The organism is Marinospirillum insulare DSM 21763, assembly GCF_000686905.1.
GTDB classification, from domain to species: domain Bacteria; phylum Pseudomonadota; class Gammaproteobacteria; order Pseudomonadales; family Halomonadaceae; genus Marinospirillum; species Marinospirillum insulare.
The window spans coordinates 36,760-59,002 of the sequence record NZ_JMLW01000020.1; the positions used below are offsets into that span (position 1 = coordinate 36,760).

Here is a 22,243-nt window from a genome sequence, read left to right on the forward strand (position 1 = left end):
AACAAGGATGCAGTCATGCCAAATAAAAACCCACCTACCTTAGCAACCATTCGTATTAAGAATTTGCGCTTAAGAACCTATGTAGGCATTAATGAAGAAGAAATACAGAACCAGCAAGATATACTGGTTAATGTGGTGATAGGTTATGCGGCTGATCGTGCTGTACAATTTAACCGTATAGAAGAAGCTTTAAACTACCGCACCATAACTAAAGAAATTATTGCTCATGTTGAGAGTGGTCGCTTTGCCTTACTTGAGCGTTTAACCAAAGAGTTGCTTGAAATTGTAATGAATTATGAGCAAGTAGAAGTTGCTGAAGTTGAGGTAGATAAGCCTCATGCCTTGCGTTTTTCTGACTCAGTTTCTGTAACCCTTAGTGCAAGAAAAGAACAACCTTAAGAGGGTTAATAATGACTGATGAAACACCTGCGACGATGAACCATAACTTGGCTATTTTAGCTATTGTTTTAGCTGTGGCAGGAATTATGTTTGCTGGCTTAGGACCTTGGTTTGTTTTTCCATCACTAATATCAGCTTGGTTTGCTTGGCAAGGCATTAATAAAAACCCTCAGCGCTACACGGGTAAACTATTTGTCTATGCTGCACTAGCCGTTAACCTGTTATTATTAGTTTTATATCTGTCGCTCTACTTCGGTTAAATTGTATTTTTTTGTAGTTATGCTGGTTATTGCTATCAACTTAACAGTTTTATCTACCGATACTAGCTTAAACTCATCTAACCTAAGTAATGCCTTGATAATTAATGGAGAAAATACACATGCGTAAAATTCTAACCCTAGCTGGAGTAGGCTTGCTTACAACAGCTGCAATGCAGGCCCAAGCACTTGAGTTTAATGTTTTGGCTGGCGGCAATGTTTGGAATGCTAGCCCTTCGGGAAACATTCAAGGTAAAAAGAACCAACCAGAACTTGATGTAAAAGATAAGCTAGGTTTATCTAGTGACAACCAAACGCACTTTTTTGTGCAGTTTGATCACCCAGTGCCAGTGATTCCTAATTTTAGAGTGAGTCGAACTGCACTAGAGTTTTCTGGAAATAAAAATACTGGCTTTGAATTTTTAGGTGAAACATTTACGGGTAATACACAAACAGATATTGATTTAAGCCATACTGACTTTACCGCCTACTACCGCTTGCTAGATGGTGTTACTTCGTTTATTCCGCTGGTCGATTTACGTGCTGAACTAGGTTTAACTGTTCGTAATTTTGATGGGGGTTTTGAGGTTAAAGGTAGTACTAGTGGTGGTTCGAGCACCCAGACTGTTGATTTAAGCGCTCCTTTACCTATGGGCTATGCAGGTTTGCGTGTTGGCTTACCTTTTGGCCTTTCGGTAGGTGGCAAGGTAGACGCTATTGGCTACAGCGGTAGTAGTTTATCTGATATAACCCTAGATGCTCGCTACCAGTACGAGGGTTTACCTTTAATTAAACCAGGTGTTACTGCTGGTTACCGTAGCTTTAATGCCAAGCTAGATGATTTAGATGACACCTACGGTGATTTAGAATTTAGTGGTGCCTTCTTCGGTGCTTATATTCGCGCTGGCTTCTAATAACTCAATAGCTTTTCTAGTAATAAAAAAACCGCAGTCTTTTTTAAGGCTGCGGTTTTTTATTAACTAAGTATTGCTTGGCTATCAGTGAAGGAAGTGACGCATACCCGTAAACACCATGGCTATACCTGCTTCATTAGCTGCTTGAATAACTTCTTCATCACGAACCGAGCCGCCTGGTTGAATAACCGCTGTAATACCCGCTGCGGCTGCTGCATCTATACCATCGCGGAAGGGGAAGAAGGCATCGGAAGACATCACAGAACCTTTAACTTCTAGGTTTTCATCCGCTGCTTTAATACCCGCAATTTTAGCTGAATAAACACGGCTCATTTGGCCAGCGCCCACACCTATAGTACGACCATCTTTAGCATAAACAATAGCATTAGACTTAACGTACTTAGCTACCTTCCACGCAAAAGCTAAATCAATTAGTTCTTGTTCAGTAGGTGCTCTATCGGTTACAACTTTTAGGTCTTCAGTAGCTACTGCACCTAGATCGCGGTCTTGTACTAACAAGCCACCAGTAACACGCTTAAAATTAAGTGCCTGGTTACGTTCACCTGGCCAAAACTCACTGGCATCTAATAAGCGCAAGTTTTTCTTGCTGGCAATAATTTCTTGTGCCGAGGCTTCAATACCTGGTGCAATAATAACCTCAGCAAACTGTCGATCAACAATAGCTTGTGCGGTCAGTGCATCTAACTTACGGTTGAAAGCTATAATGCCGCCAAAAGCACTGGTTGGGTCGGTTTTAAAGGCTAGGTCATAGGCTTCGTGTAGGTTTTCGCCTAGAGCAACACCGCAAGGGTTGGCGTGTTTAACAATAACACAAGCTGGCTCGTTAAAAGCTTTAACACACTCAAAAGCTGCATCTGTGTCGGCTACATTATTAAAAGAAAGCTCTTTACCTTGTAATACCTTAGCAGTTGCAACACAGGCTTCTGTAATTGAAGATTCAGCATAAAAAGCTGCTTTTTGATGAGGGTTTTCACCGTAACGCATTTCTTGGCGCTTAATAAATTGAGTATTAAAGGTGCGAGGGAAGTCTTCGCTGCCTTCTTCTACACTACGACCTAAATAGTTAGCTATGGCAGAGTCATAAGCTGCAGTGTGTTCAAAGGCTTTTACAGCTAAGTTGAAGCGAGTCGGTTGGGTAACAGCGCCTTGGTTGCTATCCATCTCTGCTAATACCTGCTGGTAGTCATGGGTATTAACCAGAATGGTAGTGTAAGCATGGTTTTTAGCACAGCTACGTACCATGGCTGGGCCACCAATATCAATGTTCTCAATGGCCATATCTAGAGTGCAGTCGTCACGCGCTATGGTGGCTTGGAAGGGGTAAAGGTTAACCACTACTAAGTCTATCGGTGTGATTTGGTGTTCTGCCATAACCGCATCATCTTGCCCACGACGACCTAAAATTCCACCATGAATTTTAGGGTGGAGGGTTTTAACGCGGCCATCCATCATTTCAGGGAAGCCGGTATGTTCAGACACTTCAGTGACTGTTAGCCCCGCATCTTTAATTAGCTTGAAAGTGCCGCCGGTAGAAAGGAGTTCTACGCCTCTTTCTAATAAGCCCTTAGCTAGTTCGACGATGCCATTTTTGTCAGATACGCTAAGTAAAGCGCGACGGATAGGAAGAGGTTGTTGTGTAGCCATAAGCCGAGTTGAACTCCTAAAAAAGCTTAGATAAGGTCGTATTGTTTAAGTTTTTTACGCAAGGTGCCACGGTTTAAACCGAGTAAACTAGAAGCCTGTGTTTGGTTGTTCTCAGTATAGTGCATAACTGCTTCAAGCAGAGGTGCTTCAACTTCAGTTAAGACTAACTCATAGAGGTTGTTAACTGGCTGACCATCGAGTTGAGCAAAGTAATTGTTCAATGCACAAAGCACGCTTTCACGTAGTGGGCGGTCTTCTTGTGGTTTAGCTAAGGTGGTTTTTCTTGATTCAGTCACTTTGGATTAATTCTATTATTCAGTTAGGCCCGTAGGCGGTGGATGATGCATTTAAAAAAATACTGTCTACTAATGCTTGTTGCTGAAAAGTTGTTTCTAGCTGATTAAAGGTTTTGCGCCATTCATTCAGGCCAGCTTGTTGTAAATACCAGCCAAAATGCTTGCGAGCTACCCTAATACCCATAAAGTCGCCGTAGGTTAGGTAAAGTCCGTTTAGGTGCTGACTAATGATGCTATGAAGTTCATGGGGTTTTGGGTCAGGTATTAGCTTTTGATCTTCTAGCCAGCTTTTTATTTGGCTAAAAATCCAAGGCTTGCCCTGTGCTGCTCGCCCTATCATAACCGCATTTGCACCTGTTTTATTTAATACTTCTTTAGCTTTGTGTGGTGAGTCTATATCACCATTAGCAATAACTGGAAAACCAACTGCTTGGCAGACTTCAGCAAGGGTGTCGTATTCTGCTTCACCCCTAAAGCGATCTTCTCGGGTTCGTCCATGAATTGTGAGTGCTTGTATTCCTTCTTGCTCAGCAAGTTGTGCAATTGTAACAGCATTTTTATATTTTGCTGACCATCCTGTACGAATTTTTAAGGTGACAGGTACATCCACTGCAGCTACAACGGCTGCAAGTATTTCGGCTACTAATTTTTCATCGCGCAGTAATGCCGAACCAGCCGCTTTTTTGCATACTTTTTTTGCTGGACAGCCCATATTGATATCGATGATTTGTGCGCCTAGTTCAACATTAGCCTTGGCAGCAGCAGCAAGCATTTGTGGATCACCGCCCGCAATTTGAATCATTCTAGGTTCAGGCTCATCTAAATGAGGTAAGCGCAAACGTGACTTCTGAGTGTTCCACAGGCTTTGGTCGCTAGTGACCATTTCTGCAACTGTAAGCCCTGCGCCAAAAGAGCGGCATAAGGCCCTAAATGGACGGTCTGTCACTCCAGCCATAGGCGCTAGCACAAGAGGCGTAGTAATTTCATAACGACCGATTCGGAACACTGAGTAAACTCGACCAGTTAAATTAAGGGTCGCTATCTTACCTTGTGGGGCTAGAGTATTAAAGCTTAGTGTCTTCTAAATACTCTTGAATGCGTGCACTTTGTACAAAAGTGCTAGGGCGGTTAACACTAACAGTAACTAGTTCGCTGCTACCTGCCTCAAGTACGTTTAAGGTAGATTTTAGCTCACTGTTAGCAATAATTTCTGAGCTGATAGGTTGTGAACTTAAGTTTAAAAGCTGAATATTTAAACTAGGGAGGGCCATCTTTTGTTGTGATGTGTTGGTTAGCTTGAAGTGAATTTCCATTTTTTTTGGATCGCTAGCAGGTGATAAGCGCACTTCAGTAAAATTATAATGGCTAGGTGGTGTTGAGTTGGCCACCCACCAGCCACCCACTAAAACTGCTATCAAAACAAAAAATAAACCCGCAATAATAGGCTTTTTATGCGGCTTACCACTGGCTGGCACTTCTGCTTCTTCATTCTCAATTTCATCTTCATTCTCATCTTCGAAAGCTGTAGTGATCTGAAATGATTCAGTAGATTCAGTGGTTGTACTAGTTACTAATTCGGTCTCTAGTTCAATTTCTGGGTACAGCTCGTCTTCTGGGTGCAAGTCTATTTCTGGCTGGATATCCGTTTGCGTTTGTAAGTCAGATGAGGAGGGGTGTTCTTGTAGTGTAGGAATGCTATTGTCTTGAATGGTTGGATTAGCTGTAACTGAATGACTAGTCGAGCGAGAGTTTTGTTCAGGGTTAGTTTTGTTATTGAGTGGCTCAACCAGGTGGTAATTAGCATTGAAAATCTTCATGCATTCACCACACCTAACAGCACCTAAAGCGAGTTGTATTTCTTCTTCGCTAAGATCAAATACACTTTGGCAGTGGGGGCATTGGGTCAATTTAGGTTGGTTAGTTGTTTTCATGCAGCACAGTCCATTCAGTATTGCAGTTCAGATCCTTTACTTGCGTTTACCAGTGATTCTAACCCAGTCATCTTCTTGGGTAGGCTTGTCTAGCTCAAACCAAGGGCTGTAAGCGCGACTCACTTCTTCTGCTTGATGACTTAAAATACCCGAAAGAGCCATAAGACCACCTTGTTTAATATGGCCAGCAAGCACTTCAGCCAATGAAATTAAGGGGCCAGCAAGTATATTAGCAACTAATATATCACAGCTAATAGCTGGGCAGTTTTCTGGGTAGTAAACTGGAAAACGTTGAGGGTCTAAATGATTACGCTCAGCATTTTGTTGGCTAGCTTGTAAGGCTTGAGGGTCTATATCTGTACCCCAAGCTTGTTTAGCACCTAGTAATAAACCAGCGATTCCAAGAATGCCAGAACCGCAACCAAAATCAAGTAGGGTTTTGTTTTCAAGGTTAAGACTAGCTAACCATTGTAAACAAAGCCTAGTGGTTGGGTGAGTGCCCGTACCAAAAGCTAGGCCTGGGTCTAATATAAGGTTGGCTGCATCAGGCTGAGGTGCTTTTAACCAGCTAGGTACTATCCATAAATTTCCACCTATATGCATAGGTTTAAAGTTATCCATCCACTCACGCACCCAGTCTTTATCTTCAAGAATTTCAAGCTGAACTTCTGGCATAGGGGTGTTGGGGTAGTTGCTGAGCCAGTGTTGCTGTACTTTTTCTAGCATTTGACTGGCATTTTGCTTGCCATCGTACAAGCCGGTTAGGAGAGTTGACTGCCAAAGTGGTGTAGTGCCACGAATAGGTTCAAAAACGGGCTGGTCTTCTGCATCAGTCAGCGTTATTGCGCAAGCACCCGCTTCAACTAGCCACTTCTCTAACTCTTCTGCCTGTTCAGGGCGAATGAGCGTTTTAATTTGCAACCAAGACATAGTTTACCTAGGGCTGGAATAACAAAAGGATTGAAAGCCATCCTTGGCTAAAAGACTAGGTTTACATACTTAGCTTTTTTTCTAGGTAATGAATGTTAACGCCGCCTTTTTCAAAATGGCTATCGCGCACAAGACGTTTATGCAGTTCAGTATTAGTTTTAATACCTTCAACTAGCAACTCATCGAGCGCGCCACGCATTCTAGTTAGGGCTGCTTCGCGATCTACACCCCAAGTAATTAGCTTACCGATAAGGGAGTCATAGAAGGGTGGGACGCTATAACCGCTATAAATGTGAGAGTCCATACGTACACCTAGTCCACCAGGGGCGTGGTACATAGAAATTTTACCCGGTGATGGCATAAAAGTTTCTGGGTCTTCAGCATTAATACGGCACTCAAAAGCATGGCCAACCACTTGAATGTTTTCTTGGCGTAAACTTAATTTTTTGCCAGAAGCAATCATTAGCTGCTCTTTTACAATATCGACACCTGTTACCATTTCAGTAATGGGGTGTTCAACTTGTACTCGAGTATTCATTTCTATGAAATAGAACTCACCATTTTCATAAAGGAATTCAAAGGTACCTGCACCACGGTAGTTAATGGCTTTACTAGCATCAACACAGGCAATAAGCACTTTACGGCGAGCTTCTTCATCTAGGCCTGGTGCTGGTGCTTCTTCTATTACTTTTTGGTGACGGCGTTGTAAAGAGCAGTCACGGTCATAAAGGTGAACTGCATTGCCTTGACCGTCGGCAAGAATCTGAATTTCTACATGGCGTGGGTTTTCTAAGAACTTCTCCATGTACACAGTGCTATCACCAAAAGCCGCAGCAGCTTCTGCTTTAGTCACGTGAACAGCATTTAAAAGTGCTGCTTCAGAATGAACTACACGCATGCCGCGACCACCACCGCCAGCAGCAGCTTTGATAATAACGGGTAGGCCAATTTTGCGTGCCATGGCTAAAATTTCATCGCTATCATCTGTTAGCGGACCATCGGAGCCAGGTACTGTAGGCACTCCCGCTTTTTTCATTGCAGCTATGGCTGCTACTTTATCACCCATGGTGCGGATGGTTTCAGCTTTAGGGCCAATAAATACAAAGCCAGACTGCTCTACCTGTTCGGCAAAGTCAGCATTTTCAGCCAAAAAGCCGTAGCCTGGGTGAATAGCCGTTGCATCGGTTACTTCACAGGCAGCGATAATGGCTGGAATATTTAGGTAGGACTGAGTTGAAGCGGCCGGACCTATGCAAACGGCTTCATCAGCAAGGCGAACATGCATTAAGTCTTTGTCGGCTTTAGAGTGAACAGCAACTGTTTTGATGCCTAGCTCGCGGCAGGCACGTAATATACGCAGTGCGATTTCACCACGGTTAGCAATAACAACTTTATCAAGCATTCTTATCCCTCATGGCGGCTTAAACTACCGCAGCATTGAAGTTGGCGGTTGACTTAGGCTAGCAAAACTAAGGGCTGGTCAAATTCTACTGGCTCACCGTCTTCAACCAAAATGGCTTCAACAACACCGTCTTTGTCGGCTTCAATTTGATTCATCATTTTCATTGCTTCAACAATGCAGATGGTGTCGCCTTTTTTAACCGCTTTACCAACTTCTACAAAAGCGCTTTCGCCTGGAGCAGGTGAACGATAGAAGGTGCCAACCATAGGGGATTTTACTTGGTGTCCTGTTACAGCAGGTGCTTCAGCCGTAGCAGCTGGAGCGGCCGCGGGGGCAGCAGCTGGTGCTTGCTGGTAAACAGGTGGTTGTTGATAAACAGCAGCGGGAGCTGTGGTTGAGTGGCGGCTAATACGTACTGCTTCTTCGCCTTCAACAATTTCAATTTCGCTGATGTTTGACTCTTCAAGGAGTTCAATAAGTTTTTTTACTTTACGAATGTCCATAATTTTCTCTAGATAGGGGTTAAAAGACTTGAATCTATTTTAGTTTATTTTTTTAGGTTTTTACTTAGTCGCTTGTCTACTGCTTGCAAGGCTAGGTAGTAACCCTGAGTACCCAGGCCGCAAATAACGCCCTGAGCCAGCTCAGATAAATATGAGTGCTGCCTAAAAGTTTCGCGCGCATAAATGTTAGAAAGGTGGATTTCGATAAACGGAATAGCCACACCAGCTAAAGCATCACGCAAGGCCACACTCGTATGAGTAAAAGCAGCTGGGTTAATTAAAATGTAATCCACCTGCTCTATTAAGGCTTGATGTATACGTTCGACTAGCTGATGTTCAGCATTACTTTGATAGCATTCTAACTGAAAATTTAATGCAAAAGCTTCCTGTAAAAGACCTGCATGAAGTTCTTCTAAGGTTTCGTAACCATAAATATGAGGTTCACGCTGCCCTAAAAGGTTCAGGTTGGGGCCTTGAAGCAGAAGAATTTTTATCATCGTAAACTTTTAATCAACTAGTGAGTTTTAATTAGCACCGACCAATTTAGACTCTAAGAATAAAGAAACCCAAAAGTTATACTTACAGCTTAGATCTATAGCGGTGGTGAAGTTTGCCTAAAGTCAAACTTTTTGTCCAGTTCTAGTCTGTTTAAGTTTGTTTGCAAGAAGTTAAACAGATGTTTGAAGAAGTTAGATACAAAAAGCAACTTGTTAATTTAGTGCTTGATTAAAAGCTGTTAAATGCTGGAGTAGCTCTTTTGCGTTGACCTCACCCTGAATACGCCAGTCGCGCCATTCTTCACCCTGATTAAAAAACATTAAAGTGGGTGGTCCAAAGAGCTGGTTCTTTTCTAGCCAACCTTTAGTCTCGGGAGCTACTTCTGTTAAGTCGAATTTATAACGACTTACACCTGTTAGAGCTTGTTGAATGTCTTCACGTGGAAAAACCTGAGCCTCCATAACCTTGCATGAAATACACCAGTCAGCATAAAGATCAATAATAATAGGTTCATTGCTATTTGCTATTAGCGTTTCTATTTCACTGAGTTGCTTAATAAGAGGCACTGCAACGGACTCTTGTACTCTTGACTCAGCTTTAGCTAAACCCTTTAAAGGCTGTAAGGGGTTGCTGTTGCCTGCTAAAGCACCAATAAGCAGGCTGGTACCATAAATAATCAATACTAAACCCAAGGTTAGGCGTAGCTTTTGAATGCCATTTTTTGCTGTAGCAAAGTTTAAGCCACCTATAAATACACCTGTACCTAAAGCTAAACCTGCCCACATCAACATAGAAATGCTTGCTGGTAAAAGGCGGTCAACTAACCAAGCCGCCATCAACAGCATTAATAAACCAAAAACTGCTTTTACTTGATCCATCCAGCCACCGGCTTTAGGTAGCCAGTGCGCACCAAAAGTACCCGTTAAAATCAACGGAACGCCCATACCTAGTCCGAGCATAAATAAAGCCAAGGAACCTAACCCAGCATCACCTGTAGTGGCTATAAAGGCGAGCGCACCGGCTAAGGGAGCCGTTAAGCAGGGTGACACTATTAAAGTTGATAAAGCACCCATTAGCGCAACATTGAATAGCGTGCCACCTTTAGGTTGCTGTAAAGACTGTAAGCGATTATCTAACCAAGCAGGTAGGCGTAGTTCCCAAGCACCAAAAAGAGTTAAAGCTAAAAGGGCAAATAAAACTGCGGTAGGAATAATTAGCCAGGGCGATTGCATAGCAGCCTGTAGGTTTACGCTGGCACCAAATAAGCCCATCAGTGCGCCAATAGCAGCATAGGTAAGCGCCATACCTAAAACGTAAGCACTGGATAGTAGTAAACCACGGGTTTTAGGTTGTTTTTCGTTACTGGTACCTTTGCCAATAATAATGGTACTTAAAATAGGCAGCATAGGTAAAACACAAGGTGTAAAAGTAAGCCCTAAACCGGCAATAAAAAATAAACCAAGGGTAAGCCAAACCTCGCCAGAGCTTAAAAGATTGGTTAGTTGGCTGCTAGTGCTAGTGGGTGGTGCTGGAGTAGTCGATGAAGAGGAATTGATTTGACTATTGGTCGTTTGCGCTCTGGGCGTCGCGCTGGTATCGAGTTTAGCTAGGTTAACTTGTAAATTTTGTTGTTGCGGGGGGTAGCAAAGCCCAGCATCGGCACAGCCTTGGTAGTGAAGGGTTATGCCTAGTTGTTTGTTTTGGGTTTCACCAGTGAGTAAACCAGCTAGTTCAACTTGATTGTAATAAACTTGGGTAACACCAAAGTATTCATCTTCATGGCTTAGTGAAGGTGGAAAGTCGATTCTTTCGAGTGTTAAGCCTGAATCTTTAGCTACCTCTAGTTGGAATCTATCTTTATAAAGGTAATAACCGGGTTCAATATCCCAGAGTACAAATACTTGGCTGCCTTCAACCCAGGCCTGAGCCTTAAAAGCTTGTTCAGGGGGTAAAAACTCAGGTTGGCTAGAAGAATTGCTTAACCAAGAAGTAAAACGATTACCGCTTTCTTTATTGAGCGGATTAGCAGCTAAGTTGGTAGAGGCAACTGCTAAAAATCCTAATAAAACTAGCAGAAGTAAGCGTGAAAGGGCGTGTTTTCCTAAAGTCATTAGATAAAATTCCAGTCATAGGTATTGATTGCTAAGTTCAGACCAAGAGTTACTAACTAGGTTCCCTTAGATAAAGTTTGCTAACATTTACGGCTATTTAACTAGGGTGTTTAAGTGGCTACCTAAATATTTGATCAAACAAACTGCTCAATTTCTATGTTTTGAATAAAGGATTATGACTAGGGTTGTTATTGGTTTGTTGCGGAGATTTTAGGTGGGTTTTGCAAAAGTTTAATAAAATTAAGGTGCTTAACTTAGTGGTGCTTAGCTTAGTAAGAAATCTAGATAAAAAAAGAGGTGTTGCTTTATAGGTGTTTATGGTGGCTATGCCCTGATTTGAACAGGGGACCCCAGCATTATGAGTGCTGTGCTCTAACCAGCTGAGCTACATAGCCAAAAACAGGTCAAGATTCTAGGCTTGGCAGCCGAAACTGTCAAGCCTATTCAGAAGGACTTGCTTAGACGTTAAAACGGTAGTGCATGACGTCGCCATCTTTAATGATGTATTCCTTACCTTCTAAGCGCCACTTACCGGCTTCTTTAGCGCCTTGTTCGCCTTGAAACTGGATAAAGTCTTCATAGGCAATCACTTCAGCACGAATAAAGCCTTTCTGGAAGTCAGTGTGAATAACGCCAGCGCCTTCAGGTGCTGTTGCACCTTCTTTAACTGTCCAAGCGCGCACTTCTTTAACGCCCGCAGTAAAGTAAGTTTGCAAGCCAAGTAGCTCATATCCAGCACGAATCACCCTATTTAAACCAGGTTCTTCTAAGCCCATGGTTTCTAAAAACATTTCTTTTTCTTCTGGGTCATCTAGCTCAGCTATTTCAGCTTCAATTTTATTACAGACGGGCACTAAAGCAGCGCCTTCTTCTGTAGCTATCTGTTTAACTATATCTAGGTAGGGGTTGTTCTCAAAACCTTCTTCACTGACGTTGGCAATGTACATGGTAGGTTTTAAAGTTAAGAAACCATAAGCCCTTACTAGGTGTTGCTCATCACTTGTAAGACCAAAACTACGTAAGGGTTGACCTTCAGCAAGGTGGGGTAAAATTCTTTCTAAAATTTCTTTCTGTGCAATGGCTTCTTTGTCGCCACCCTTGGCTATACGCGCTAGTTTTTGAATGCCTTTTTCTACTGAGTCTAAGTCAGCTAGCGCCAGTTCCATATTGATAATTTCAATGTCACTGCGTGGGTCTACCTTGTTAGCCACATGAATAACATTCTCGTCTTCAAAGCAGCGAACTACGTGTGCAATTGCTTGGGTTTCGCGAATATTGGCTAGAAACTTATTACCTAAGCCTTCACCTTTAGAAGCGCCCTCTACTAGGCCTGCAATGTCTACGAACTCCATGCTGGTAGGCAGGGTGCGCTCGGGCTTTACAATCTTTGCTAGCTCGTCTAGGCGGGGGTCAGGTACAGCAACCAAGCCGCTGTTAGGCTCAATGGTACAAAAGGGAAAGTTTTCAGCCGCAATACCAGATTTGGTTAGTGCGTTAAATAAGGTCGATTTACCGACGTTGGGCAAGCCGACTATGCCACAGTTAAAACCCATAAGGTATATCCTTCATATTAATCTGCTTTGAAACTATGCAGTTGATTCATAGCGGCGTTTAAGTCACCGCTAATAATTTTGTCTAGGTAGCGCTCTGCTTCATTTAGGGCTGCATTAATACTTAATTGCTCGTCTTCAGGTGCTTTACCTAAAACATAGCCAGTTACTTTGCTAGCTTGCCCAGGATGCCCGATTCCTACTCTTAAGCGATAGAAGTCTTTATTATTACCCAGTGCGCTTATGGTGTCTCTTAAACCATTGTGCCCACCATGCCCGCCACCTTTTTTTAAGCGAATTGTACCCGGTGGTAAGTCTAATTCATCATGAACTACTAAAATTTCTTCGGGTGTTAGTTTATAGAAATTAGCTAAAGCAGCTATGGCTTGCCCACTGCGGTTCATAAAGGTGGTTGGAATAAGAAGGTGAAGAGTTTGCCCAGCCAAAATTATCTGGCTATGTAAACCAAAAAACTTGCTGGCTTTTAAGTTGTTACCGCTGGATTGAGCAAGGTTTTCTACTAACCAGCTGCCTGCGTTATGCCTTGTACGAGCATACTCTTGTCCGGGGTTACCGAGTCCGACCACTAGTTTGATTTTGCTGTTCATGGTGCAGCTTATCCGGAAAATTCTATTAGGTAGATGCGAAAAACCCAGATGACTTTATAAGGCAAAAGTCATCTGGGCTAAGGAGTCGCTTTAACTTTAACGAAAAATTTAGCGAAACCTGCTAAGCAAAATTACTCAGCTGCTGGTGTTTCACCTTCAGCTGCTTCTGCTTCTGTATCTTCTTCATCAGAACCACCACGCTTAGCGTGTACTGTTACTATGCCTTCATCGTGGCCTAGTGCTAAGGCTGGGATTTCAACGCCTTTAGGTAAGTCTAGGTCTGATAAATGAATGGTTTGACCCACTTCTAGGTTAGCAACATCAACCACTAGGTTGTCTGGTAAGTCTTGTGGGAAGGCAGTGATTTCAACATCGTTAAGTTGACGTAAAAGCATACCGTCTTGAGTTTTAACACCTAGGCAGTTCTCTTCATTTTCGATATGGAAAGGAACAAGGATGTTAACTTTAGTTTTGCTATCTACACGTTGGAAGTCGATATGCATAACGGTGTTGGTTTTGAAGGGGTGACGTTGCATATCCTTCATAATCACTTGTTCTGCTTTACCATCAATTTTAAGGTTAAGAACAGAAGTGTAGATGGCTTCATCTAATACTAGAATACGGTAGAACTCGCGCTGTTCTAAGGCAATTGACTGAGGTTCAGCTTCACCACCATAAACGATAGCTGGAATGAATTTGTTTTCACGACGTAGGCGGCGGCTCGCACCCTTACCCAAGTCTGTACGTGCTTTTGCTTCAAAATTAAATTGCGACATAGTTTTGTCCTCATGGACTGCTTAATAAAAGAAAGAACAGGCATCCGCGACCAGATCACCTGTTTTTCACATGACCCCTAAATAGGGGATACTTTATGGCTAGTTTGGCTTTAATAGTAAGATTAAGAGCGGAACATAGCACTGATAGACTCTTCGTTGCTTACGCGGCGAACCGCTTCTGCTAGAAGGCCTGAAATTGTTAGTTGGCGGATCTTACCACACTTCATTACATCGTCACGAATTGGAATGGTATCGGTAACAATTAATTCGTCGAGTAAAGAATTGGTTATATTGCTTATGGCTGCACCCGAAAGTATTGCGTGAGTAGAATAGGCAACAACACGTTTTGCACCACGGGCTTTAAGTGCTTCAGCCGCTTTACAAAGTGTGCCTGCAGTGTCGACCATGTCGTCAACTAGCACACAAGTGCGGTCTTGTACGTCACCAATGATATGCATAACCTGAGCTTGGTTAGCTTGGGGACGGCGCTTATCAATAATGGCTAGATCGGTATCGTTTAGCTCTTTGGCAATAGCGCGAGCACGAACTACACCGCCTACGTCTGGTGAAACAACCACCATGTTTTCGTAGTTTTGACGTTCTATATCGTCTAGTAGAATTGGTGAGCCGTAGATGTTGTCTACAGGCACATCAAAAAATCCTTGAATTTGGTCGGCGTGTAAATCCATGGTCATTACACGGTTTACACCTGCTGCACACATCATGTCAGCAATTACTTTGGCAGAAATAGGTACACGAGCTGAGCGTACACGACGGTCTTGGCGAGCGTAGCCAAAGTAGGGGATAACTGCGGTAATGCGGTGGGCTGATGCGCGACGTAGGGCGTCAACCATTAGGATTAGTTCCATTAGGTTGTCGTTGGTTGGCGCACAGGTGGACTGAATAACAAAAACATCTTTACCACGAACGTTTTCGTTGATTTCAATGGCAATTTCACCATCGCTAAACTGACCGATAGTTGCATCACCCATGCGAATGTCTAGGCAAGCAACAACTTTACGACCTAGTTCAGGATTAGCATTACCGGAAAACACCATCAAGTTGGACACGTACTCACCTTGCTGACTGAGGTATTACGGAGGATGGGTGGTTGCCGGAACCAGCCCGAAGAATACTTATATAGTTTGTAAAGTGGCTGGGGTAGGAAGATTCGAACTCCCGGATGGCTGGACCAAAACCAGCTGCCTTACCACTTGGCTATACCCCAACTTTACGGGGGCGAATTATAGCTAAGCAAAATTAAAAAGTGAACCTTTGTCTGCTATCAATTTTACATGGGCTAAAGATTTGTTACAGCTTTTAGTGACCCAAGCTTGAGGCTTAAAGCCTACAAAGTTACTCGGTAGCTTGTTTAACAAGGCATTGGCTTGCTCTTGGTTGTTTACTTTGCAATAAACGCTGGCACCACTTCCAGTAAGAAAAGGCTGTTGGTTTTCTTTTAGTAACCAAGCAAAAGTTGCCTCAACCGCTGGGTAAAGTTGCCTAACCAAAGCTTCAAAATCATTTTCGCCTAAATACTGACTTGTATTACTAGGGTTTATTAAAGGGGTGGCACGAGGCAAGTCTGGATGACTAAAAAGTTTACCAGTATCGCAGTGGCAGCCAGGAAAAATTAGTAGATACATGGCTTCTTTGGCTGTTGCAGGGCTAAGTTTTTCTCCTATACCTTCTGCCCAAGCTGTTTGCCCATAAATAAAGATGGGTACGTCAGCACCCAGCTTTAGACCTAACTCTGCTAGTTGAGAGAGATTCAAACCTAGCTGCCATAGCTGGTTAAGCGCTAATAAAGTAGTTGCAGCATCAGAGCTACCTGCACCTAAACCACCACCCATGGGTAGGTTTTTGTGTAAGTAAATATCTATCCCTAAATTTTTATTACTACGAAAAGGTTTAAGTAGGTTAACTGCGCGCATAACCAAATTATTTTCTATTGTTACACCTTCTAACTGTGGAGATAGGTTGAACTTGGCTTGATTATTGAGTTGAAAATCTAGCTGGTCGTGTAAGTCTAGAAACTGATAGAGGGTTTGTAATTGGTGATAGCCATTAGGTTCTTTTCCAGTGATATGGAGAAGTAGGTTTATTTTAGCTGGCGCAGGTAGGCTAAGTTTGCTTGGGTTAGTCATGCTTACAATTCTTTTGAGGGCGTAGAAAAAATTTGCCATTTATTAATGGCTAAACGAAAACTTAGTGGCCCTTTTTCTGCTATTAGTAGGCTAGGTAGTTGGTGTTCGCCTACTTGTGAAAAACGCCGCCATTCAACTTGCCAGCCATGTTGTAAAAATGAGTTTTCATTGATTTCTTTATGCTTGCCAGGTGCTTTAATGCCTCTTATCCAATAAAGCATATTAGATAAGGGTAACTCCCAGTCAGAGTTATCTGCTAAAAGCTGCTCAGGGCTTGAGGCTTCTACCTGTTTACCATCTGAGGTGGTTAGAATAACTTTAAAGGGTGCGCCTTCTAAACGAGCGCTACCTTGCCCTAGTGGGCCAAAAAGCTGTAACTGGTAGTTGTAGCCATTTTGTTGCCAATCTAAATTAGCAGAGTGGTTGTTTTTATTGTTAGCAAAGGCAATGCGACCCTGGGCTTGCCAGTGCCAAAGTTGAGCGTTGGGTGTTAGGTCGTCTGTTGCTGTCGGTAGACTTGGTTGGCTAGTACACGCACTAATAACTAGTAGAAGGGCACCAATGACTAGAGGTTTTAAATAGGGTTGCATAGGTTTAGTCACACGCTTTTATTGATTGGGTTGCAGATTAAGTTCTGGATAGTTATTCAAAAGGGTTTCTGCTTGCTCATTTTTTTCTAGCTTCCAAAAAACCTGAATTAAGTGTTCGGCAATTTCACTTTCTTGTAATCGAGCATAGGCTTCTTCTAAGTATTCGAGTGCTTCTTCGTAGCGGCCTAATTTAAAAAGTGCCCAGCCAAGAGAATCAAGGATTTCTGCTGACTCACTATCTAAGGCATGGGCTTTTTGAATAAGTAGTAAGCCTTCATTAATGCGTTCAGTTTTGTCTACTAGGGTATAACCTAAAGCATTTAAAGCAACGGCGTTGTTTGGGTCGATGCTTAAAAGATGATTGAGGTCTGCTTCCATTTGATTGAGGTCATCTAGGTGATAATTTAATAAAGCTCGAGCATAAAGAAGTTGGGTGGATTCTTGATTTTCGGCTAATAAATCTCTGCCTGAGTCTACCCAGCTGAGCGCTGCGGCAAAATCTTTTTGTTGGCGTAACAAGCTTTCTCCTAAAAGTGTTAAAGGCACACTAAGCTCAGGTGCTTGACTACGCTTTTCTTGTATTAGGCCAAGTGCAGTCGGTGCTTGGTTGTTTTCTACCAAAAGTCTTACACTGGCTTGAGTTGCAAGAACAAGGGGGTCACCACTGGTGACCTGGTTGTAATGCTGCAAGGCTAGTTGCCACTGCTGGTCCCTTTCTGCTAGTTGGCCAAGCAATAGCCAAGATTGATCAGCGAGTAAATCAAAGTCAGTGAGATCTTTCAGTGTTTGTTTTGCTGCAGTGTACTGCTCGGTTTCTATTTGAATGCGAGCTAAGGCAAGTCGAATGGGTAGGTTGTCTGGTTGTAAATTAATAATGTGATCAAAAGTTTGTTCTGCTTGGGACAGTTTGCCTGACTTTAACTGTGTTCTTGCTACTTCTAGCCAAAGCCTTACTTCTTCAGGTTTATTTTTAAGTGCCTGATTTAAGAGTTTTTCAGCTTGGGAATAATCACCTTGGCTGCGCAGTAGTTCGGCTTTAAGTTGTAGGGCGCGAACATTGTTAGGATTAATTGCTAGAGCTGACTTTAGATGTTGTCTGCTGGTTGGCTGGCGACCTAACTCATCACTAAGCAGTGCTAAGGCTGTTTCTAAATCACTACTAGCTTCTTCTCGCCGCTGCTTTTCTTCGAGCATTTTTTGGTAAAGGTCACTAATAACTGGGTTGTTTTTTTCGCTTAAATGCGTAGCTAAAAGGGTGTAGTTGCTTTCACCACTCAGTTTTTCAAAATTAAGCAGGTGGTCAAAGGCATCTAGGTATTGTTCATTTTGTAGAAGTAAACCCGCCGCTGTGCGTTGTGCATCAGGGTTTTGGGGGGCTAGGGTTGCCCATAAAATAGCAGCATCTAAAGCCGCTTTAGGCTGCTGTGCGAATTGGGCTATCCAGCTAGTGCGCTCGGCAATCAGAGGGTGTTGAGTTTGTAATGCTAGAGCAGAATAAACCTCTAAGGCGTAGTCAAGGTTGTTGCGCTGACCTGCTAATTCAGCACTGAGTAAATAAAAAACTAATGGGCCGTTTAGTTCTGCTTTAACTTGAGTAGCGGTTTGAGTAGCTGGCTGTTGATCGTTTTGGTAATAGGTTAAAATGGCACCCTTGCTAGGGCTTTCTACGGAAGATTGATTTTTAGACTGAGTCGTAGTGCAACCATAGGCAAGACTAATAAAGCCTAAGACCAATAAAGCCTTGAGAGGTTTAAGTAAGGAAACTTTAAGCATTATTCGAACATACCTGTACATTTTCTATGTGCTATCATAGCCTTCTTTTGATGCATCGCTCAGCTTTTTTATGTAAGTAGCTGTTTGCTTGGGTAAATTTTATGTCCCTGATTCTAGACGGGCGGAATGACTTGTTTGTGGAGTGACGTTTGACAGTGCCAGCAGTAAAGCCAATGCAATTCTTAGCTCTAGGCATAAATCATAAGACAGCTCCAGTCGCCATACGCGAACGAGTTGCTTTTACTCCTCAACAACTGGAGGTGGCTAGCCAGCAGTTACGCGATCACCAGAGTATCAAAGAAGTAGCTATTCTATCTACCTGTAATCGCTCAGAAATTTATGCTTTTGTTGAAGCAGGCAATGTGCGACCTGTGCTTGATTGGTTAAGTAGCTTTCACTCTCTCCCTTTTGAAGATGTAGCACGCTATAGCTATATTCATGAAGATCAAGCTGCTATCAAGCACATAATGCGTGTCGCTAGTGGTTTAGATTCCATGGTGCTAGGTGAGCCGCAAATCCTAGGTCAGCTTAAAGACTCTTATGACTTGGCTAAAAAAGAAAGCCTATTAGGTAGTGGTTTAGAACTATTATTTCAGCAGGTTTTTGCCACAGCTAAGCGAGTTAGAACAGAGACAGGTATAGGTACTAATCCTATTTCTATAGCGTATGCTGCTGTTAACTTAGCGCAACGTATCTTTTCTGATTTAAACGTGAGCACTGCTTTGCTGGTGGGTGCAGGTGAAACGATTGAGCTGGTAGCAAGGCATTTAAAAAATGCAGGCGTAGCAAAAATGATTATTGCTAACCGTACTGTTGATAGGGCGCAAGCTTTAGCTGCTGAAGTTCAAGGCAGGGCAGTTGCATTAAACGATATACCTAAGCATTTGGCCAAAGCCGATATTGTAATAAGTTCAACTGCTGCACCCTTACCTATTCTGGGAAAGGGTATGGTAGAAGATGCACTTAAAGCACGTCGTCATAAACCCATGTTAATGATCGACATTGCGGTACCTAGAGATATAGAGTCTCAGGTTGGCGAACTAGACGATGTTTTCTTATTCAGTGTCGATGACTTAAAAGAAACCATAGAAGAAAACCTAGCTGCTAGGCGTGAAGCAGCTGAAGAGGCTGAAGCATTAATTTTAGTGAGTGTGCAAGAGTTTTTGCGCAGTCTACGAGTGCGAGATGCAGGCCGAATGATCCGTGTTTTTCGTCAGCGTGCACAAAAGTTAGCAGAAGATGAACTTGCTTTAGCGCTAAGCCAGTTAGATCAGGGGCAAGATGCACGTGATGTCATGCAAAAGCTTTGCCGTAGCCTTACCAACAAATGGTTACATGACCCAACCTTAAAAATTCGTGAAGCTTCAGCAGAAAACCGTAGTGATCTGTTGGCCGCTGCTTCACAACTCTTAAACTTAGATGCCTCAGACAACTTTTAATTTTTTTGCTGGAATAATCAATGAAACCTTCAATACAAGCCAAGCTAGATCACCTTGCTGATCGCTTTGAAGAGCTATCGGCCCTCCTGTCTGACCCTGAAACCTTGGGGGATCAGGAAAAGTATCGTAATTACTCTAAAGAGTACTCAGATTTAGAACCCATTATTCAAACCTATCAGGATTACCAACAAACGCAAGAAGGTATAGAGGCTGCACAGCAAATGGCTAGTGATGATGACCTTGAAATGCGTGAAATGGCTAGAGAAGAAATGCTTAGCCTGCAAGCAGAGGTTGAGCCTTTAGAATTAGAGCTACAAAGGCTTTTAATTCCGCGTGACCCTAATGATAGCCGCAATATTTTCTTAGAGGTTCGTGCTGGTACGGGTGGTGATGAAGCAGCATTATTTGCTGGTGATCTATTTAAAATGTACAGCCGTTATGCTGATAACAAGGGCTGGCAGGTAGAAACCCTGAGCGTGAGTCACGGTGAAATGGGTGGCTACAAAGAAATTATTTCCCGCATTAGTGGTAAAGATGTGTATTCCCACCTTAAGTTTGAATCGGGTGCGCACCGTGTCCAGCGGGTACCAGCCACAGAATCGCAAGGCCGGGTGCATACTTCAGCTTGTACGGTGGCGGTAATGCCAGAAGCGGATGAAGTGGGTGAAGTAGACATTAATCCAGCCGATTTAAAAGTTGATACCTATCGCTCATCTGGCGCTGGTGGTCAGCACGTTAACACTACCGACTCTGCTATACGTATTACTCACTTACCCACGGGTTTAGTGGTGGAGTGTCAAGAAGAGCGTTCTCAGCACAAAAACCGTGCTAAAGCCATGGCTTGGTTGGCTACGCGTTTAAAGCAACAAATGGAAGATGCAGTCCACAAAGACCAATCAGACACACGCCGCTCACTGGTAGGCAGTGGTGATCGCTCTGAACGTATTCGTACTTATAACTTTCCACAAGGTCGAGTGACTGATCATAGGGTTAATCTAACCCTATACAATTTAGATGAAGTGATGAGCGGTGAGCTAGATAGCGTTTTATCGGTTTTAGCACAAGAGCAGCAAACAGAGTTGCTGGCAGGTTTAAGTGATAGCTAGAAAGCTAACTTTAGGCGAATGGTTAGCGGCAGCTAAGTTAAAGTTTCAAAAGGCAGGTGTAGAGAATGCACGTCAAGAAACTGAGTACCTGCTGGCGCATTTATTGCAAAAAAACACAGCTTATTTTTATGCCTACCCAGAAGTTGAGCTATCCATTCAGCAGTTAGAACAACTTGAAGCATGGGTAAAAGAACGTCTTGCAGGCAAGCCTCTAGCTTGGATTCTAGGCGAGTGGGACTTTTGGGGGTTAACCCTAGAAATCTCACCTGCAACGCTTATTCCCCGTGCTGATACTGAGCGCCTTATAGAGGTGGCTTTAGATTTACCACTTGTACCTAAGGCTAGAGTTTTAGATATGGGTACAGGAACCGGTGCTATTGCTTTAGCTCTAAAAAAAGAACGCCCTAACTGGCAGATAGATGCGGTTGATTTTAAATTAGATGCTGTTCGCCTTGCACGAAAAAATGCACGTCAGCTAGAGTTGGATGTGCGTGTTTGGCAATCAAATTGGTGGCAGCAAATTCCACCTCAAACTTACGACCTTATTCTAAGTAATCCACCTTATATTCATCCTGATGACCCTCACTTGTCTCAGGGTGATTTACGTTATGAGCCAAAAACTGCGCTAGTGGGTGGTGAAGATGGCTTAGATGCTTATCGTGAATTACTTGCCCCCATTCAAAATCGCTTGAACCTGGGTGGTTATCTTTTAGTAGAACAGGGTTATGACCAGTCTTTAGCTGTTGCCGAACTCTTTACCCATGCCAAGCTTAGGGATATTAAGACTTACCAAGATTATCTAGGGCAACCAAGAGTGACTTTAGGCTGTAAAACTTAAGTTAAAACTTGTAATGCAGCTAGTCAAAAGCAAGTTAACATGATAAATAACTAATGCTGAATAAGCTTGTGGAGTAATCAACTAGGCAAAGGGATAAGCTAGCCACTTAATTTTTAGGCTGGGATTTAAGTTTTAAGTGGCGAAAATAAATTCTTGGATTCAACTTGCTAGTGCAACAGCCTGTAATTCTTCAAACAATACTTCATTTGGTGTTTTCATTCCAAGTGTTTTCCTAGGTCGGTTATTTAAACGATGCATAATGAATTCAAAATGCTCATCATCTAAGTGCTTAAAGCATGAACCTTTGGGGCAGTATTGACGTATTAAGCCATTTGTATTTTCATTCAATCCACGTTGCCAAGAAGCATAAGGGTCTGCAAAGTAAAAGTCACAATTCAGTGCTTTTGCAATGGCTTGATGCTCAGCAAACTCTTTACCATTATCTGCCGTTAGAGTATGTACTAAACCAACAGAAGCAAAGGGTGTTAACAACTCGATAATCGCATTCTT

General features: G+C 42.8%; 23 protein-coding genes and 2 tRNA genes. 6 read left to right on the plus strand and 19 right to left on the minus strand.

Going from position 1 to position 22,243, the window contains the following annotated elements:
* Nucleotides 1–15: 15 nt before the first annotated feature.
* From folX to BP27_RS15835, 3 genes are all read left to right on the plus strand, one after another.
* Nucleotides 16–399, plus strand: a complete 384-nt coding sequence (gene folX / locus BP27_RS0109345; RefSeq protein ID WP_027851334.1) for a dihydroneopterin triphosphate 2'-epimerase — start codon at nt 16–18, stop codon at nt 397–399.
* 11 nt (nt 400–410) lie between these two features.
* Nucleotides 411–659 (plus strand): hypothetical protein, encoded by a 249-nt coding sequence (locus BP27_RS0109350; protein ID WP_027851335.1) that lies wholly within the window; start codon nt 411–413, stop codon nt 657–659.
* Between the two features lie 119 nt (nt 660–778).
* Nucleotides 779–1,570, plus strand: a complete 792-nt coding sequence (locus BP27_RS15835) for a TIGR04219 family outer membrane beta-barrel protein (RefSeq protein WP_051610484.1) — start codon at nt 779–781, stop codon at nt 1,568–1,570.
* 84 nt (nt 1,571–1,654) lie between these two features.
* Here BP27_RS15835 and purH read toward each other — a convergent pair whose 3' ends face one another.
* The 18 genes from purH to BP27_RS0109450 all read right to left on the minus strand — a co-directional run bounded on the left by purH (nt 1,655) and on the right by BP27_RS0109450 (nt 18,350).
* A complete protein-coding gene (purH, locus tag BP27_RS0109360; RefSeq protein ID WP_027851336.1) occupies nt 1,655–3,235 on the minus strand; it encodes a bifunctional phosphoribosylaminoimidazolecarboxamide formyltransferase/IMP cyclohydrolase in 1,581 nt (526 codons plus the stop codon).
* A 26-nt stretch (nt 3,236–3,261) separates the two neighbouring features.
* Complete coding sequence (gene fis, locus BP27_RS0109365; RefSeq protein WP_027851337.1) at nt 3,262–3,531, minus strand: DNA-binding transcriptional regulator Fis; 270 nt, start codon at nt 3,529–3,531, stop codon at nt 3,262–3,264.
* Between the two features lie 19 nt (nt 3,532–3,550).
* The gene (gene dusB / locus BP27_RS15840; protein WP_036239949.1) at nt 3,551–4,486 is read right to left on the minus strand and encodes a tRNA dihydrouridine synthase DusB; all 936 of its coding nucleotides are present in this window, start codon (nt 4,484–4,486) and stop codon (nt 3,551–3,553) included.
* A gap of 109 nt (nt 4,487–4,595) precedes the next feature.
* Complete coding sequence (locus BP27_RS0109375; protein ID WP_027851338.1) at nt 4,596–5,462, minus strand: MJ0042-type zinc finger domain-containing protein; 867 nt, start codon at nt 5,460–5,462, stop codon at nt 4,596–4,598.
* 36 nt (nt 5,463–5,498) lie between these two features.
* On the minus strand, nt 5,499–6,392 hold the full coding sequence (gene prmA / locus BP27_RS0109380) for a 50S ribosomal protein L11 methyltransferase (protein WP_027851339.1): 894 nt from the start codon (nt 6,390–6,392) through the stop codon (nt 5,499–5,501).
* Nucleotides 6,393–6,453: 61 nt separating this feature from the next.
* Entirely contained in the window at nt 6,454–7,794 is a 1,341-nt protein-coding gene (gene accC, locus BP27_RS0109385; protein ID WP_027851340.1) for an acetyl-CoA carboxylase biotin carboxylase subunit, read from the minus strand.
* Between the two features lie 53 nt (nt 7,795–7,847).
* The gene (gene accB / locus BP27_RS0109390; RefSeq protein ID WP_027851341.1) at nt 7,848–8,297 is read right to left on the minus strand and encodes an acetyl-CoA carboxylase biotin carboxyl carrier protein; all 450 of its coding nucleotides are present in this window, start codon (nt 8,295–8,297) and stop codon (nt 7,848–7,850) included.
* Between the two features lie 44 nt (nt 8,298–8,341).
* Complete coding sequence (gene aroQ / locus BP27_RS0109395) at nt 8,342–8,794, minus strand: type II 3-dehydroquinate dehydratase (protein WP_027851342.1); 453 nt, start codon at nt 8,792–8,794, stop codon at nt 8,342–8,344.
* A gap of 213 nt (nt 8,795–9,007) precedes the next feature.
* The gene (gene dsbD, locus BP27_RS15845; RefSeq protein ID WP_036239952.1) at nt 9,008–10,906 is read right to left on the minus strand and encodes a protein-disulfide reductase DsbD; all 1,899 of its coding nucleotides are present in this window, start codon (nt 10,904–10,906) and stop codon (nt 9,008–9,010) included.
* Nucleotides 10,907–11,224: 318 nt separating this feature from the next.
* Nucleotides 11,225–11,301: transfer RNA gene (locus BP27_RS0109410), tRNA-Met, on the minus strand.
* 63 nt (nt 11,302–11,364) lie between these two features.
* Complete coding sequence (gene ychF, locus BP27_RS0109415; protein ID WP_027851343.1) at nt 11,365–12,459, minus strand: redox-regulated ATPase YchF; 1,095 nt, start codon at nt 12,457–12,459, stop codon at nt 11,365–11,367.
* A gap of 17 nt (nt 12,460–12,476) precedes the next feature.
* Nucleotides 12,477–13,064 carry an aminoacyl-tRNA hydrolase gene (gene pth, locus BP27_RS0109420; protein ID WP_027851344.1) on the minus strand — a complete coding sequence of 196 codons (588 nt, stop codon included), beginning with the start codon at nt 13,062–13,064 and terminating at the stop codon, nt 12,477–12,479.
* A 131-nt stretch (nt 13,065–13,195) separates the two neighbouring features.
* Nucleotides 13,196–13,840, minus strand: a complete 645-nt coding sequence (locus BP27_RS0109425; protein WP_027851345.1) for a 50S ribosomal protein L25/general stress protein Ctc — start codon at nt 13,838–13,840, stop codon at nt 13,196–13,198.
* Nucleotides 13,841–13,962: 122 nt separating this feature from the next.
* Complete coding sequence (locus BP27_RS0109430) at nt 13,963–14,910, minus strand: ribose-phosphate pyrophosphokinase (protein ID WP_027851346.1); 948 nt, start codon at nt 14,908–14,910, stop codon at nt 13,963–13,965.
* An 83-nt stretch (nt 14,911–14,993) separates the two neighbouring features.
* A tRNA-Gln gene (locus tag BP27_RS0109435) sits at nt 14,994–15,068 on the minus strand.
* 22 nt (nt 15,069–15,090) lie between these two features.
* Complete coding sequence (gene ispE, locus BP27_RS0109440; protein ID WP_027851347.1) at nt 15,091–15,987, minus strand: 4-(cytidine 5'-diphospho)-2-C-methyl-D-erythritol kinase; 897 nt, start codon at nt 15,985–15,987, stop codon at nt 15,091–15,093.
* A gap of 2 nt (nt 15,988–15,989) precedes the next feature.
* Nucleotides 15,990–16,577: a lipoprotein insertase outer membrane protein LolB gene (gene lolB, locus BP27_RS15850; RefSeq protein ID WP_051610485.1), complete on the minus strand. Its 588-nt coding sequence runs from the start codon at nt 16,575–16,577 to the stop codon at nt 15,990–15,992.
* An 18-nt stretch (nt 16,578–16,595) separates the two neighbouring features.
* Entirely contained in the window at nt 16,596–18,350 is a 1,755-nt protein-coding gene (locus BP27_RS0109450) for a tetratricopeptide repeat protein (RefSeq protein WP_027851348.1), read from the minus strand.
* 173 nt (nt 18,351–18,523) lie between these two features.
* On the opposite strand from BP27_RS0109450, the gene hemA reads away from it, so the two are divergent.
* The 3 genes from hemA to prmC are packed head-to-tail and all read left to right on the plus strand — an operon-like array spanning nt 18,524 to nt 21,733.
* Nucleotides 18,524–19,789 (plus strand): glutamyl-tRNA reductase, encoded by a 1,266-nt coding sequence (gene hemA / locus BP27_RS0109455; RefSeq protein ID WP_027851349.1) that lies wholly within the window; start codon nt 18,524–18,526, stop codon nt 19,787–19,789.
* 20 nt (nt 19,790–19,809) lie between these two features.
* Nucleotides 19,810–20,895: a peptide chain release factor 1 gene (gene prfA / locus BP27_RS0109460; RefSeq protein WP_027851350.1), complete on the plus strand. Its 1,086-nt coding sequence runs from the start codon at nt 19,810–19,812 to the stop codon at nt 20,893–20,895.
* The gene (prmC, locus tag BP27_RS0109465) at nt 20,885–21,733 is read left to right on the plus strand and encodes a peptide chain release factor N(5)-glutamine methyltransferase (protein ID WP_051610486.1); all 849 of its coding nucleotides are present in this window, start codon (nt 20,885–20,887) and stop codon (nt 21,731–21,733) included. Before prfA ends, prmC begins: the two co-directional genes overlap by 11 nt.
* A gap of 159 nt (nt 21,734–21,892) precedes the next feature.
* Here the strand turns inward: prmC and BP27_RS0109470 are convergent.
* A partial coding sequence (locus BP27_RS0109470) for an IS30 family transposase (RefSeq protein ID WP_036239974.1) occupies nt 21,893–22,243 on the minus strand: 351 nt, incomplete at its 5' end.

Excerpts from the sequence above, each read along its gene's own strand:
- ychF (WP_027851343.1), bottom strand. The coding sequence starts at position 12,459 with ATGGGTTTTAACTGTGGCATAGTCGGCTTGCCCAACGTCGGTAAATCG.
- accB (WP_027851341.1), bottom strand. The coding sequence starts at position 8,297 with ATGGACATTCGTAAAGTAAAAAAACTTATTGAACTCCTTGAAGAGTCA.
- aroQ (WP_027851342.1), bottom strand. The coding sequence starts at position 8,794 with ATGATAAAAATTCTTCTGCTTCAAGGCCCCAACCTGAACCTTTTAGGG.
- ispE (WP_027851347.1), bottom strand. The coding sequence starts at position 15,987 with ATGACTAACCCAAGCAAACTTAGCCTACCTGCGCCAGCTAAAATAAAC.
- BP27_RS0109375 (WP_027851338.1), bottom strand. The coding sequence starts at position 5,462 with ATGAAAACAACTAACCAACCTAAATTGACCCAATGCCCCCACTGCCAA.
- pth (WP_027851344.1), bottom strand. The coding sequence starts at position 13,064 with ATGAACAGCAAAATCAAACTAGTGGTCGGACTCGGTAACCCCGGACAA.
- lolB (WP_051610485.1), bottom strand. The coding sequence starts at position 16,577 with ATGCAACCCTATTTAAAACCTCTAGTCATTGGTGCCCTTCTACTAGTT.
- dsbD (WP_036239952.1), bottom strand. The coding sequence starts at position 10,906 with ATGACTTTAGGAAAACACGCCCTTTCACGCTTACTTCTGCTAGTTTTA.
- prfA (WP_027851350.1), top strand. The coding sequence starts at position 19,810 with ATGAAACCTTCAATACAAGCCAAGCTAGATCACCTTGCTGATCGCTTT.
- BP27_RS0109350 (WP_027851335.1), top strand. The coding sequence starts at position 411 with ATGACTGATGAAACACCTGCGACGATGAACCATAACTTGGCTATTTTA.
- BP27_RS0109425 (WP_027851345.1), bottom strand. The coding sequence starts at position 13,840 with ATGTCGCAATTTAATTTTGAAGCAAAAGCACGTACAGACTTGGGTAAG.
- folX (WP_027851334.1), top strand. The coding sequence starts at position 16 with ATGCCAAATAAAAACCCACCTACCTTAGCAACCATTCGTATTAAGAAT.
- accC (WP_027851340.1), bottom strand. The coding sequence starts at position 7,794 with ATGCTTGATAAAGTTGTTATTGCTAACCGTGGTGAAATCGCACTGCGT.
- hemA (WP_027851349.1), top strand. The coding sequence starts at position 18,524 with ATGCAATTCTTAGCTCTAGGCATAAATCATAAGACAGCTCCAGTCGCC.
- prmA (WP_027851339.1), bottom strand. The coding sequence starts at position 6,392 with ATGTCTTGGTTGCAAATTAAAACGCTCATTCGCCCTGAACAGGCAGAA.
- BP27_RS15835 (WP_051610484.1), top strand. The coding sequence starts at position 779 with ATGCGTAAAATTCTAACCCTAGCTGGAGTAGGCTTGCTTACAACAGCT.
- BP27_RS0109450 (WP_027851348.1), bottom strand. The coding sequence starts at position 18,350 with ATGCTTAAAGTTTCCTTACTTAAACCTCTCAAGGCTTTATTGGTCTTA.
- dusB (WP_036239949.1), bottom strand. The coding sequence starts at position 4,486 with ATGGCTGGAGTGACAGACCGTCCATTTAGGGCCTTATGCCGCTCTTTT.
- purH (WP_027851336.1), bottom strand. The coding sequence starts at position 3,235 with ATGGCTACACAACAACCTCTTCCTATCCGTCGCGCTTTACTTAGCGTA.